This window comes from Sphingomonas sp. (assembly GCF_965200105.1).
Lineage (GTDB): Bacteria > Pseudomonadota > Alphaproteobacteria > Sphingomonadales > Sphingomonadaceae > Solisphingomonas.
In genome coordinates this window covers 405,344-418,617 of record NZ_CBDATN010000003.1, presented here as the reverse complement: position 1 = coordinate 418,617, position 13,274 = coordinate 405,344, and the positions used below count along the sequence as shown (strand labels likewise).

At 70.2% G+C, this 13,274-nt stretch carries 10 protein-coding genes; 5 read left to right on the top strand and 5 right to left on the bottom strand.

Annotated elements, in window-relative coordinates; all coding sequences use genetic code 11:
• Nucleotides 1-52: 52 nt before the first annotated feature.
• The 3 genes from ACOFKX_RS14820 to ACOFKX_RS14810 are packed head-to-tail and all read right to left on the bottom strand — an operon-like array spanning nucleotide 53 to nucleotide 4,632.
• Nucleotides 53-1,408, bottom strand: coding sequence for a VpsF family polysaccharide biosynthesis protein (locus ACOFKX_RS14820; protein WP_419827846.1), 1,356 nt, complete (start codon nucleotides 1,406-1,408; stop codon nucleotides 53-55).
• 13 nt (nucleotides 1,409-1,421) lie between these two features.
• Entirely contained in the window at nucleotides 1,422-3,527 is a 2,106-nt protein-coding gene (locus ACOFKX_RS14815; RefSeq protein ID WP_419827845.1) for an acyltransferase family protein, read from the bottom strand.
• Nucleotides 3,520-4,632 (bottom strand): acyltransferase family protein, encoded by a 1,113-nt coding sequence (locus ACOFKX_RS14810; protein WP_419827844.1) that lies wholly within the window; start codon nucleotides 4,630-4,632, stop codon nucleotides 3,520-3,522. The genes ACOFKX_RS14815 and ACOFKX_RS14810 overlap by 8 nt, the downstream gene beginning before the upstream one ends.
• 270 nt (nucleotides 4,633-4,902) lie before the next feature.
• Here ACOFKX_RS14810 and ACOFKX_RS14805 point away from each other — a divergent pair, with 270 nt between their 5' ends.
• The 3 genes from ACOFKX_RS14805 (at nucleotide 4,903) to ACOFKX_RS14795 (ending at nucleotide 8,543) form a co-directional block, all read left to right on the top strand.
• The gene (locus ACOFKX_RS14805) at nucleotides 4,903-6,138 is read left to right on the top strand and encodes a glycosyltransferase family 4 protein (RefSeq protein WP_419827843.1); all 1,236 of its coding nucleotides are present in this window, start codon (nucleotides 4,903-4,905) and stop codon (nucleotides 6,136-6,138) included.
• A gap of 135 nt (nucleotides 6,139-6,273) precedes the next feature.
• On the top strand, nucleotides 6,274-7,167 hold the full coding sequence (locus tag ACOFKX_RS14800) for a WecB/TagA/CpsF family glycosyltransferase (RefSeq protein WP_419827842.1): 894 nt from the start codon (nucleotides 6,274-6,276) through the stop codon (nucleotides 7,165-7,167).
• 104 nt (nucleotides 7,168-7,271) lie between these two features.
• Nucleotides 7,272-8,543: an O-antigen ligase family protein gene (locus tag ACOFKX_RS14795; protein WP_419827841.1), complete on the top strand. Its 1,272-nt coding sequence runs from the start codon at nucleotides 7,272-7,274 to the stop codon at nucleotides 8,541-8,543.
• A 3-nt stretch (nucleotides 8,544-8,546) separates the two neighbouring features.
• On the opposite strand, the gene ACOFKX_RS14790 is transcribed toward ACOFKX_RS14795, so the two are convergent.
• The gene (locus tag ACOFKX_RS14790; RefSeq protein ID WP_419827840.1) at nucleotides 8,547-9,974 is read right to left on the bottom strand and encodes an oligosaccharide flippase family protein; all 1,428 of its coding nucleotides are present in this window, start codon (nucleotides 9,972-9,974) and stop codon (nucleotides 8,547-8,549) included.
• A 61-nt stretch (nucleotides 9,975-10,035) separates the two neighbouring features.
• Between ACOFKX_RS14790 and ACOFKX_RS14785 the strand changes: the two genes are divergently transcribed.
• Together ACOFKX_RS14785 and ACOFKX_RS14780 are read left to right on the top strand one after the other, a co-directional pair.
• A complete protein-coding gene (locus ACOFKX_RS14785) occupies nucleotides 10,036-11,202 on the top strand; it encodes a glycosyltransferase family 4 protein (protein ID WP_419827839.1) in 1,167 nt (388 codons plus the stop codon).
• Between the two features lie 2 nt (nucleotides 11,203-11,204).
• The gene (locus ACOFKX_RS14780; RefSeq protein ID WP_419827838.1) at nucleotides 11,205-12,248 is read left to right on the top strand and encodes a glycosyltransferase family 2 protein; all 1,044 of its coding nucleotides are present in this window, start codon (nucleotides 11,205-11,207) and stop codon (nucleotides 12,246-12,248) included.
• Here the strand turns inward: ACOFKX_RS14780 and ACOFKX_RS14775 are convergent.
• Nucleotides 12,232-13,242, bottom strand: a complete 1,011-nt coding sequence (locus ACOFKX_RS14775) for a glycoside hydrolase family 5 protein (protein ID WP_419827837.1) — start codon at nucleotides 13,240-13,242, stop codon at nucleotides 12,232-12,234. The genes ACOFKX_RS14780 and ACOFKX_RS14775 overlap by 17 nt on opposite strands.
• Nucleotides 13,243-13,274 lie beyond the last annotated feature (32 nt).

Sequence of the window (13,274 nt, the reverse complement as noted above, 5' to 3'; positions counted from 1 at the left end):
CCCCCGGCCCCGCCGATCCCCGTCCCGGTCCTATGGCCGAAGTCGCCGGGTCTCACAAGCGAGCGGCCGGGCGCTCGCTCGACGGCACGCGCGCTTCCTCCTGCGCGGCGACCGGTTCGTCCCATAGGCGGGGCTGGCGCGCCGGCGCGGGCCCTGCCTCGCTGAGCTGCGACCAGATGTCGGGCGCCTCCCGCCGCCCCGCGCGCGCGGGCATCAGCCGGCGCTGCGACAGCGCGAGCATCATCATCAGCGCCTGCGCGATGAGCAGCGACTTGGAGCCCAGCGACAGCGAGCCGGCGGTGACGATCAGGAAGTAGATCATCATGTAGAAGGCGGAGCGATCGAGCGTGCGCATGATGCTGTAGAGGAGCAGCGGCAGCGCCACCATCATCGGCAGCACCGCGACGATGCCGTACGTCATGATGAGCGCGATCCAACACAGCTCGATGCCGAGCGGACTGTGGAAGAAGGTCTGTACGATCTGGCGGCGATTGGCGTCCATGCCGAACAGCCAGTCGTGCGTGTTGAGGAAGCCCAGCATCTGATAGGCCGAATTGCGCGTCTCGGAACTCTTATAGTCGTTGGAGAAGCGGTCGATCGTCGCGTCCACGAAGTCGAGCGGCAGGAAGACTAACGCCAGCCCGGCGCCAGCGATGATCAGCGGCAGCATCCGCTGGATCGCCCCGACCTTGCGCTCCGCGCCTTCCTGGCGGACCCAGATCGCGCTGAAGATCACCATCGCCACGGAAAAGACCATCGCCGAGCGCCCGCCGAACGCGAACATGGCGATCCCGTGCAGGCCCATTTCCGGCAGGCGCCACACGACGGGCACCTTGCTCCTCCGCGCGGACGCCAGGTGAACGATCATCAGGCCGGTGAGCAGCGAGGCGTTGAGCGGATGGCCGAAGAAGGCGGTGGCGCGCGGATCGCCGATCCCTTCGGCAAGAGAAGGGAAGAAGTGGGTGCCGCGCACGCGCTCCACCAGCCCCATCGTCGAATTGACGGCGAAGAAGATGCGGATCGCCACCCCTATGCGATCGAGCTCGGGCGAGGAAAAAGCCTGGAGCGTCAGCAGCAGGACCGCCGGCAGCACCCAGGTGATGATCGCGGCGGATAGCTCGCCGCCGGTGATGCCGGTCGCCGCGATGAAGCTGGCGCGGAACACCAGGAGGATGCCGGCGGCGAGATAGAAAAGGTACAGCTTGTTGGCGAGCAGCCGCGCGTAGACCGAGGGCACCGACAGCACGCCCGCGATCGCCACCAGCAGCAGGATGAAGAAGGCCGGATGCAGCTTGGTGATCGCGTTGCCGCTGACGATGCTCCAGCCCAGCACGGCGAGCACGTTGAAGCTCAGCACGAACAGCATCGCGCAGCCGATCACGGTCAGCGTCTTCAGCAGGCGTAGCATGCGGCCTCCGGCATCAGTGCGCGTCCGTTCCTAGCACGGGCGCGGCGGCGCGTCCTATCGTGCTCGGCGCCGTGCCGGCGAGGGCGGCGTCGAGATAGCCGAACTCGGGCCGCGTCACGACGGAGGCGCGCAGGTGGTGCGTGTCCTTGTAGATGTAGGCGCGCCCGGCGAACACCGGGCAGCGCCCGCCGGGACAGCGGAAAGCGAGCGGATCGAGCACCTCCGCGCCGCTCAGCTGCGCCGCCGCGATCAGGCGCGAGCGCACCCACGCGGTACGGCGTACGAACTCCTCGCGCGAGACCGGCGGCTCCGCCACTGCCGACGCCGACTGGAAGGTGCGGCGGTAGAGGAGCGCGGGCGAGACATGGTCGGGCGTGGCGTCGGGCAGCACGATCGTCACCGCCGCGCCGCCCCCGCGAAGCCGGCGGAGCCGCTCGGCGAAATCATCGAAGGCACGCTCCGTCGCCGCGTCCGTCTCGCCTTGAGGCAGGGCACGGCAGCCGCTCCAGCCGATGCGGCAGAGCGCGCCCGGAGACGCGCCGCCCGGCGCGTCGAAGTAGAGCGCCCAGGCGGCGAGGATCATCACGCGCGGGAAGTGTTCGCGTTCCACGGCGTCGAACGCGGCGTTAGCGAAGCGGCGGCACTGGTCGCGCGACGAGGTCCAGTCGAGATCGGGTAGGGGCGGGCAGCCCTGCTGGCGGTAAAGCGTGATCTCCAGCCTGCTCGTCTCCGCCAGGCGGGCGAGGCGCGGGAGCATCTGCTCGGCGTGCGAGTCGCCGACGATCGCCACGCGCGTGGCATGCCCCCGGCCGATCGTGCAGCGTCGGCCGGTGGCGAAGCGCACGCCGCCTTCGCACGGTGCCATGCCGAGCCAGTCGCCCGGCGCGGCGCGATAATCGGCGAGGCGGGCGCGCACGTCGGCCGGCAGGTGCCGGGCGCGGAGCGTCTCCAGCCCGTTGGTCTTGATGCCGATCGCGGCGACCGCCACGACGATCGCGAAGACGGCGCCGAACGCCGCCCATTGGCGCCGCGTGCCGTCGCCCTCGCCGAAAAAGGCGCGCCGCAGTCCCGTCTCCGCGAACCGGTAGGAGAGGAAGCCGAGCAGCACGCTCGCCGCCACACCGCCCGCGATCACCGGCGCGCTACGCTCGATCCCCCAGTAGCTGAGCGCGACGACGAGCGGCCAGTGCCACAGGTAGATCGAGTAGGACCAGGTGCCGAGCGGCTGCAGCGCCGGCAGCCGGGTCCAGCGTGCGTCGGCGAGGCCCGCCGCCAGGATCGCCGTCGTGCCCGCCACGGGCACTGCCACCCACATGGAGGGCCAGGGCAGCGCACCGTCGAACAGGAAGATGCTCGCTGCTACGGCGGCGGAGCCCAGACCTAGCAGCGCGCGCGGCGCGATGCGGCCGGCCACGCGGGCGCCTGCGAAGGCCAGCCAGCCGCCCGCCAGCATCTCCCACGCGCGCGTCGGAAACAGGAAGAAGGCGTATTGTTGGTAGCTGAGCGAGCGCGCCGACACCCAGCAGGTGACGGCGAGCGCCACGAGGCAGGCGACCCCGGCCGCCGCCGCGCGCCGGCGCCACAGCCACCGCCACCGCGAGGCGACGACGAGGAGGACGGGGTAGAGGAGGTAGAACTGCCACTCGACGGACAGGGTCCAGGTGTGGAGCAGCCAATTGGTCTCCGCCCCTTGCGCGAAATAGCCGGACTGCGTCGCGTAAAGCATGTTGGAGACGAACAGCAGCGAGGCGAGCGCGGACTGGCAGGCCGCCTTGGCGGTGATCGGATCCAGGATCGCCAGCGCGACCGCGAGCAGCAGCACCGAGAGCGCCACCAGCGCCGGCACGATCCGCCGCGTGCGCGCAGCGTAGAAGCCTACGATCGAGAAGCGGCCCGCCTCGATGCCGCGCTCGACGATCTGCGTCATCAACAGGCCCGAGATCACCAGGAAGATGTCGACCCCGACGAAGCCGCCGCCGAAGCCGCCGACGCCGAAGTGGAAGAGCACCACGGACATCGCGGCGATGGCGCGCAAGGCGTTGATGTCCGCACGGAAGCGACGACCGGTGGCGGGCCGCGCGCGCGTCGGCGCGGCGTCGATCGCGGTGATGTCAGACATGGGCGGGGACCGATGCCGGGCGCGTGGCGGCCCGCAACCAGGCGAGCAGCGGCCGCTCGACAACGAGGTGGAGCAGGAGCGCCGCCGCCACCGCCACGATCGACAGGAGGACGAGCAGCGCCGTGGGCGGCAGGGCTGGCAGGCGCTGGAGGAGGCGGATCGCCAGCGATCCGGTCGGCCCGTGCGTGAGGTAGAGGAGGTAGGACGCGCCGGCGAGATCGCGGACCATGGCGGTCTCCAGTCGCGGTCGCAGGCGATCCATCGAGGCGAGGCCGAGCAGCAGCAGCGCCGCCGCGCCCGTGTACAGCAGCGGCCCCCGCCACGGGCCGAGCGGCAGCAGGTCGGGATCGAGCGGTCCGCCGATCCGCCACTCCAGCGCGAGCAGGCCCGCGAACAGCGCCGCCCCCACGATCGCCGCCGCGCGCGTGAGGCCGAGCGGACGGAGCGGCGGCGCGGCGGCGATCAGCATGCCGATTCCGAAGCCGAGATTGTGGACGTCGAGCAGCGCGTCGCCGAACGGCGGCAGGGCGGTGCCCAGCGCCGCCCTCGCCGCGACGGCCACCTGCCAGCCCGCCAGCACCGCGACGCCCAGCCGTCGGTCGACGATCAGCGTCGCGAACAGAGCGTAGAAGATCGCCTCGCGGATCAGCGTCCAGGTGACTCCCAGCACCATCGGACCGCTATGAGGTATCAGCAGCATGTCGAGCGCGAGCGTGCCGAAACCGGTATCGCCGTTGGTCGTGGCACCGGGCGCCAGCGCGCGCAGCGTTCCCCAGGCGGCGAGGATCAGCCACAGCATGGGCAGGACGCGGATCGCGCGCTTCTCGGCGAAAGCATGCACGCGGCCGGGTCGTCCAACGTCGCGGCGATGGACGTGGAAGATGATGAAGCCCGACAGCACGAAGAAATACTCGACGCCGGCGTGGCCGCCGCGCAGCGTCATCGCGAGCGGCTGCCCGCCCGTGAACTTGGCCACCATGAAGCTGTAATGGAACAGCATCACCAGCGCGGCAGCGACGAAACGGCCGCCATCGAGCGACGGAAGCGCGGTGGACCGTACGGCTGCGAAGGGCCGTGTCGCGCCGCGCGGATCGCCTCGGTCCATCGTGCGCGCTCCTCCGCGGTCCGGCGGTGGTCCGCCCGGTCCGATGGCGCGGGCGATAGCCGATCGTGTTGCGCTGCGACAAGCCACCCTGCGAATGCGGGCTTCCCGCGCCGGGACGCACCCGCGTGCCTGAGAACCGTCGCGTGTCGCAATATTCCCGTGTTCTCGTGAAACGAGGTTGCGCTTCGCGGGGACGCGCGCCAACACCGTGCCGTCTGGGAACCCACGCGAGAGATTGTGCCGCTGCGCTACACGAAGGGAGCATCGCCGATGCGCCTGGTCTGCATCCACGGCTTCGATCCCCGCGGGCCGAAGGTGGGTGGGATCGAGACGCACGTCCGACAGCTGCTCCGCCGCCATCCGCCGGACATGCGCGCGCTCATCATCGGAGTCGACGACTTCGGCGATCTCGAGCTCGGACGGATGCACGCGATCACCTTCGCAGGCCGCGAGTTCGATTTCGTGCCGGTGCTGCACGTGCCCAGCGCGGAACAGACCGACGCCGCCTCGTCCGTCGCGCAGTCGCTGACGTTCCGCTTCGCGATGGCGCTGCTGCGCTGGCTGCCGAGGCTGCGCGGACTGGTCGGCGGAGGGCCGATCGCCGCCGAGATCGAGCGCTTCGAATATGCGCCGATCGCGCGCGCGCTTGGCTGCCCGTTCGTGCTCGTGGCGCACAACGAGGGCGATCCGCGCACCGACAAGATGGATTCGATCCTGTCGCGCCACTGGTACGTCAACAGCGCGGCGGAGTGGATCGCGGTGAACCTCGCCGCGCACGTGTTCGGCGTCACCCGGCGCATCCGCGATCGCCTGGCCACGCGCTTCCCGCGCCGCGCCGACGATATCGAGGTGCTGACGGTCGCGGTCGACACCGCCGTGTTCAAGCCGACGCCATTCGATCTTTCGTCGGGCAAGCTCAAGCTCGTCTACGCCGGGCGCCTCGACGAGTTCAAGGATCCGCGGCTCATGTTCCGCGTCGTGCGGCGCGTGCACGAGGCGCTGAACGGCGCCGTCGAGTTTCATTTCTGCGGCAGCGCCGATCCGCACCGCTTCGCCGAGTTCGCCGCGATCGAACCTTACACGGTGCGCCACGGCCCGCTCACGTCCGACGGCGTCGCCGCCGTGATGCGCGAGGCGCACATCGGCATTCTCGTCTCGCACTGGGAGGGGATGCCCTGCTTCCTGCTCGAACTGCTCGCCAGCGGGCGGCCGTTCGCGGGACTGCGTCTTCCGCAATATGACCAGGTGGTCGAGCACGGCGTCAGCGGACGGATGGTGGATCGGGTGGACGATCCCGGTACTTGCGAAGCGGCGGTGCTCGGCGTCGTCCTCGATCAGTGGGCGGACATCGTCGAGGGGCGTGCCAATCCGGGACAGATTCACGGGAAGATCCTGCCCTGGTCGGTCGACAATCAGCTCGGCCGCCTGTTCAACGTTCTTCGCAAGATCGCGTTCGCGGGCCGCTCGCCCGTGCCCGCCTCTCCTGTGACGAACCAAGGTGATTGATCCGAAAAGGACGTCATCCTCCAAGGACGTCTAGGCACCTGCGGCTAGAGGGGCGCGTCGGCGCCTCGACGCCACCGGCGTTGCGAGTGCGAACGGACGGGTGGGGGCGATGGCGAGGCTGGCAAGACCGAAACGATGCCTGTCGCCTTGTCGCCGCGCGCGGACCCGTGCCACGCGTCGGGCGAGCCGCGGCTGATGGCCTCGCCGACGCTCCCGCCCTTCGCCGATGCGTCTAGGAGGTCCGGCGAGATCCGCCTGCTCGGCTACCGCCTTCATCCAATGACCGGAGACGAGGTGGTCGGCGAGATCGCCGAAGCGGTCGCGAGTGGGCGGCGGCTCATCATGGCCAACGTGAACGCGCACGCCATGGCGACGATGTTCGACAACCCGCCGATGAGCCGCCTGCTCGAGCAGCCCGACGCCAAGGTGATGATCGACAGCATGCCGATGCTGTTCGCGGCGAAGCTCGCCGGCCACCGGCTGCCGCGCGCCAAGCGGACGACGTCGCTCGACTTCTACGACACCATGTTCCGGCGCGGCGCGGCGGCGGGCTGGCGCTTCGGCTTCGTCGGCGCGACGCCGGAGACGCTGCGCAAGGGCTTGGTCGTGCTGCGCGAACGCTACCCTGCTTTGGATATCGACGGCCGCGACGGCTATTTCGACATCCACGACGATGCGCCGGGCTCCGCCCAGTCCGAGATCGTCGCGTGGCTGAACGAGCGATCCCACGATGTCGTGATCGTCGGCATGGGGATGCCGCGGCAGGAAGAGTGGATCGAGCGCACGCAGCATCGCGTCGGCACACGCGTCTTCCTCTCGGCCGGCGCCTATCTCGACTATCAGGCGGGCGCGCAGCGCGTCTCGCCACGCTGGCTGGGGCAGGTGGGGCTGGAATGGGTGTACCGGCTCGCGCTGTCGCCGCGCCGGCTGAGCTACCGCTACCTGATCGAACCCTGCCTGCTCCTCGTCAGGCTGGTGACGCGGCCGCACCCGCAGACCCGATCGCGGGCGCCGGACGGCCGCGACTAGGCTTGCCGACACCGCCTGTTCCGGGCGATGAGAGCGCGGGTGGGACCGGGGCGTTCAGCGATCGGACGGCTGGCCTCCGCCGGCGCGAGCGGGGAGAGAGGCCGATGAGCAGGATGAAGGCCGATCAGCGATCGCGCGGCGGAACGTTCCCGGCGCTCCTCGCGATCCTGCTATGTTCCTGCCTCGTCGTGCAAGCGGCGACCTTCTTCGACGTGCTGGTGCCGGGCATCAACCGCGTCGCGATCGGCGGCGAGGCGGCGGTGCTCGCCTGGTATGGCTATCGCGCCGCAATGGAGGATCGCTGGAGCGTGCTGCTGCTCGGCGGCGCGCTGATCGGCTACATGCTCTTCTCGGTCGCCTACTTCTCCTACGTGTCGGGCGCGCGGCCCAACTACAACATCGTCTTCTCCTATCTCACCATCGTGCTGTTCGTACCTTTTGCCCTGTACGAGAACACGTTCCGGTCTCTGGTGCAGATCCTGGTCGGCGTCACGACGGTGTACCTGCTGATCTACGTCGTCGGGCACGATCAGATCCTGGCGTCCGCGTCGGGCGTCGGTCTGGGCGTGCTGACCGGCAACGCGACGCGCAGCACGCGGCTGTTCCTGGCGCTGCCCTTCGCGTCCTTCATCGGCTTCTACGCGCTCCGCGCGCGCACCCAGAACCTCGTGATCCGGATCGCGTTGTTCGCCCTCAGCACCGCGGCGATCTGGATCAGCGGCTCGCGTACGTTCCAGATCCTCTACGCGCTGGTGGCGGGGCTGGCGCTGCTGCGGGCGATCAACGGCTTCACGCGGTGGGTGATGTTCCTGGCGGTAATGGCGGTCGCCGGGCTGTTGCTGTTCGGCCTGTACCAGGAGGGCTGGAACCCCTTCAACGCAATGAGCTGGGACGATTCGGCCTACGCGCGCGCACTGGAGTATCGCACCGCCGTCGAGACGATCCGCCAGCATTGGCTTGGCGGCATCGGCCTGGCGGGTGATTTCGACGCGATGCAGCACTTCCTGCGGACAGAGAAGTACAAGCCGCTCTACCCGACCGACCTGGGCGTGCTCGGTCCGTTCCTGCTGTTCGGGCTGCCGGGGCTGATCGCGTTCGTGCTCGTAGTGTATTTCTGCATCGTCTCCGAGATCCGCCACCGGCGGACGGGCGAGACGGCCGCGCTGCGGCTGAACGCGATCCTGTGCGGCGTCTACTGCATCCTCAGCCCCACCGTGATGCTGGAGCCGGGATCGGCGTTCCTCGCCATGCTGATCGCGCTCCGCCTGCGCTCCGTCACCGATCAGGCGCCGCCGCCCGATTCGGCAGTGGAGACGCAGCGGCCCGATCCTTCCGCCGCCTCGCTCGCCGGCTTCCGCGTCCCCTTCGACGTCTGAGCGTCACGCGCGCCGGCGGCGGACCCGGAGTTCGGCGATCAGCGGGTGCCGCGTCGCCATGAGCGCGGCCACCCACAGCCCGCCGCCCGCCGCCACCGACGCGAGGACGAGCGGCAGCGGCGTCGCCGCCGACCAGCCGCGCCACACCATCAGCGCCGCCGCCGGCGCGCACGCGACGAGCGTCAGCAGCGCGCTCCGCGCGTAGATCGGCCAGAAATCCGCGGTGCGCGTGCCGGTCATGCGATCGAGGTGCGGGCGGTAGAGCGCGAGCGCGAAGAGCGCGTCCGCCACCCGCGCCGCCGCGGCCGCCTCCAGGCTGACGAGGCAGCCGCCCACGAAGGCGGCGAGCGCCAGCAGACTGCGTATGAACTCGATCCGCGTCTGCGCGCGCAACTCGCCGGTGGCGGCGAACAGCTCCCACGTCATGGTGATCGCCACCTGCACCAACGAGGAGAGCGCGAGCAGCGCCAGCGGCGCCGCGGCGGGCACCCAGCGCGGCCCGTAGATCATCTGCACGAAGGGTGGCGCCAGCACCGCCAGCCCCGCGAACACGGGCCACAGCAGCGCCGTCACGATCTCGACGGTCTGAAGGTAGCGCGGCCGCAACGACGCGCCGCCGCGATGCAGGCCGGCGAAATCGACGAGCATCACGCGCCCGACGAGCAGGTGGATGTTGGTCCACAGCAGCCCGTTCAGGCTGCTCGCCCGGCTAAACAGGCCGAGCGCGGGCAAGCCGAGGAACCGCGCCAGCACCAGTTCGGACAGCCGCGTCGAGGCTTGGTTGATCCCCGTCACCGCCAGCATCTGGAAGCCGAACTCCGCGACGCGACGCCACGCGCTGAAGCCGACCCGCAGGCTGGCGTGGCGGAAGCCCAGCAAGTTGATGGCGATGGCCGCGACGAGGCCGGTCGCCCACTGCGCGTAGGCGGCGCTCATATAGCCGAAACCTTGAGTGACGAGCCACATCGTCGCCACCGCCCCCGCGACGCTGCCCGCCGTCGTCGCCACCGCGATCTCGCGGAAGCGGCCGTGCCGCTCGAGGATGGCGGAGGGCAGGAAGGCGAAGATCGCGAACAGCGGCACCACGGCGACCGCGCGCAGCACGCGTCCGACGCCGGGATCGCCGAGCCAGCGCCCGCCCGCCGCGCTGATCGCGAGGAGTGCTGCGGCGAGCAGCAGCGAGATCAGCGCGTTGACGGTGAAGGCGGTGGCGGAGACCTCGTCGGTCAGCTCCTCCTCGCGCACGATCAGCGCCTGCAGGCCCAGCGTCTGGATCAGCGCCAGCACCCCCGCCACCGCCAGCGCGGCGGCGTAGATTCCGGCCTCGCGCAACGAGAGATGGCGGGCGAGCACCACCGACGCCGCGAATTGCAGCGTGAAGGACAGCAACTGTGCCGCGCCGAGCCAGGCGAGCGATCGCTTGACGTCCATCCTGCCCCCGTGCCGTCCGCGCTTCGTTGCGCCGCAATACGGCTTTGGCTAGCACTTGCCCATGCGCAAGCGACGGCCGGACGGGGGAGTGCGCCTGACCCTCTACTCGCCCGCGTCGCGCGGCGGGGCGGGCTGGTACGTCGCCTCGCTCGCGCAGGCGCTGGCCGACGCGGGCGCGGACGTCCACCTGATCGCGCCGCGCCTGGTGCCCGAGGAGCGCGAGCCCGCCGGCGCCACCCTCTCGCGCCACGTCCTAATCGCGGGCAAGGGCGGGCTCGCGCCGCTGCCGGTCAAGGTGGCGCGCACCGCGTGGCGGATCGGATCGACCTTCCCGGCGCTGTTCGGCGGGCGGCGGCGATCGCGCGAGATCCTCGTCACCATGTTCGACTGGCTGCCCGTGCTCGTCGCGCAGATGCTGTGGATTCGGCTGCTGGGCGGCCGGCTTACCTTCGTCGTCCACGACGCGACGCCGCACGCCTACGCGCTGCCCCGCCGGCTGCGGCGGGTGGAGGAGGCGCTGCTCAGGCTCTCCTATCGGTTGCCGCACCGGATCGTCTCGATGACGGAGACGCTGCGCGAGGAGCTGGCGGAGGTGTACGGGCGTAGCGTGCGCAGCACCGTCATCCCGCTCGGCGCGTTCGACGACGGCGTTCCGGGCGAGATGCCGGGCAATGGGACGGTGCTCGTCTTCGGGATGCTCCGGCGCAACAAGCGCATCCTCGAATCGATCGACGCCATGCGCCTGGTGACGGAAGAGCTACCCGGCGTCCGCATGGTCATCGCGGGCGCGCCTCACGCCGAGGATCCCGGCTACTGGCGCGAGTGCGAGGCGGCGCTGGCGGGGCTGGAGGACGTGATCCGCACCGAGATCGGCTTCGTGCCAGAGGAGCGGTTGCGCGAGCTGCTGGCGGAGAGCGACGCGATGCTGCTCCCTTACGAGGATTTCAACTCGCAGTCGGCGGTGGCGGTGCTCGCCGCCTTCTCCGAGCGGGTGGTGGTGGCGACGGAGGCGGGCGGCATCGCCGAGTTGGTTCGCGCCGGCATGCCGACGGTGCCGATCGCGCGTCCGCCGACGGTGGCGGCGATCGCCGACGCGCTACGCGCCTTTGCCGCGTTGCCCGTGGACGAGCGGCGGCGGATGGGGCGCGAGGCGCGCGCCGCGCTGGTCGATCATCTGTCGTGGGAGCGCATCGGCGGCGCTTTCGTCGAGCTGATCGCGGAGCGCTGAGCATGGCGTCGACGATCATCGTCCTCGTTAACTGGAACGGCTGGCGCGACACCGTCGAATGTCTCGAATCACTGCTGCGGCTCGACGACGAGAAGTTCGCGGTCGTGATCGTCGACAACGGCTCGGCCGACGGATCGGCGGACGCGATCGCAGCGTGGGCGGCGGCGCCCGCGCCCGAGAGACCGGATGCGCTGGCGTGGGCGGCGCTGCCCGCCACGCGGCGGACGGCACCTACCTTCCGCCGAATCGGGCCGGACGCGACGCTCGGCGACGAGCGCGTCACGCTCGTCGAGGCGGGCGTCAATCTCGGCTTCGCGGGGGCCTGTAATCTCGGAATGCGACTCGCGCTCGGCCGCGCGGCGACGCGCTTCGTCTGGCTGCTCAACAACGACACGATCGTGCGCCCCGACGCGCTGTCGCGGCTCGTCGGCCACATGGCGGCGCATCCCGATCACGCGATCGTCGGCGCGACGCTGCTCTACTATCATGCGCCCGCGACCGTGCAGGGGCTGGCGGGATGGCTCCGCCCGTCGCGCGCGCTCGCCGGCCATGTCGGCTTCGGCGGCGCGGCGGACGCGCTGCCACAGGCGGCGCGGGTGGAGGCGGAGATGGCCTATGTCATGGGCGCCTCGATGTTCGTCCGCCGCGTCTGCATCGAGGCAACGGGTGGCATGAGCGAGGAATATTTCCTCTATTACGAGGAGCCTGATTGGGCACGCCGCTTGCCGGCGGGAATGCGTCAGGGCGTGTGCCTCGACGCTGTCGTTTGGCACAAGGAAGGCGGCTCGATCGGCACCAGCAGCCTATCGCGGCCGAGCGACACCAGTCTCTATTACTATGCGCGCGGCACGCTGCGCTTCTATTGGAAGCACCAGCGGCGGTACGCAGGCGTGGCGCTCGGTCGCATCCTCTACGATGGCGTACGCTACGTGGCGAAGGGGGATGGCCGGGCGGCGGCGGTGACGGCGCGCGTACTCGTCGATGCGGTGTCGGGGCGACGGCGGCGCGGGCCTTACGGTTCGGCGGAGTTCAACGCTTCTTCGTGATAACGGCGAGCTGCGGGCGATCGACCCAGTTATTGCCCTTCGCCGGTTGCACCGAGAGGTCGTAGCGGTCGAGCCAGTCGCCGCCCGTCCAGTAGGCCCAGCCGGTGAGCACGTCCCCGTCTTTGGCCACCGCGTTCAGGAAGGTATCGAGCACGGGCAGCCACTTGGGATCGCTCTTGGGTACGCCGAACTCGCCGATATGGCCCTTGTAGCCATGCTCGCGCAGCCAGGCGACGAACGGCGCGATGCGCTGCACGCCGATCTCCACCGCGACGCCGTTCTTGTCGAAGCTCTCGGTATATTGACCGCTGGTGTTGGCGTCGAAATAGACGTGGGCGGAGTAGATCAGCCGTTTTGCCGGATCGTGGATGGCGAGCGCCCCGTTCGAATCCTTCCAGCGCCCCGCGCCCGACCAGTTGTCGCCCTCGACGTAGATCGATGTCGTCCTGTCCACCGCACGAATCGCGTCCACCGCCTGCTGCGCCGCCGTCGGCCAGGCCTGCGGGCTCGGCATGTCGTGCGGCTCGTTCATCAGGTCGTAGCCCGCGAAGCGGCCCTTGTACCGGGCCGCGAACGGCTTCCAGAAGGCGGCGAGCGCCTGCGTCGGCAGCTCCTTCGAGCCGAGCGCGTGGCCGTCCTTGCGGCCATATTCGTGGAGATCGGGGATGAAGCGGAGGTGGAGCGCGTCGCCGCGCGCGAGCAGCGCGTCCAGCTCCTTGAGCTTGGCCTCGTCGAGCGGGCCGCCGGCGGTCGGTTGGAGCCGATCCCAGTTCATCGGCAGGCGGAATATGTTGAAGCCCTTCGACGCGAAGTAGCGCAGCGTCCGCTCCGTCGGCAGCACATACTCCTTGTCGAGGATGCGGCCCGGCGACTCGTTGCCCGACAGGTTGAGCTCCGCCCGCGGCGCCGGTGCCGGGCGCGAGGGCGCGGCGGCGTGGCAGGCGGGCGTGGCCACGAGCGCGAGGGCGGAGAGGCCGGCGAGAAGACGCAGCACGACGATCCTTTTGCGTGTCGGTCGCACCATTC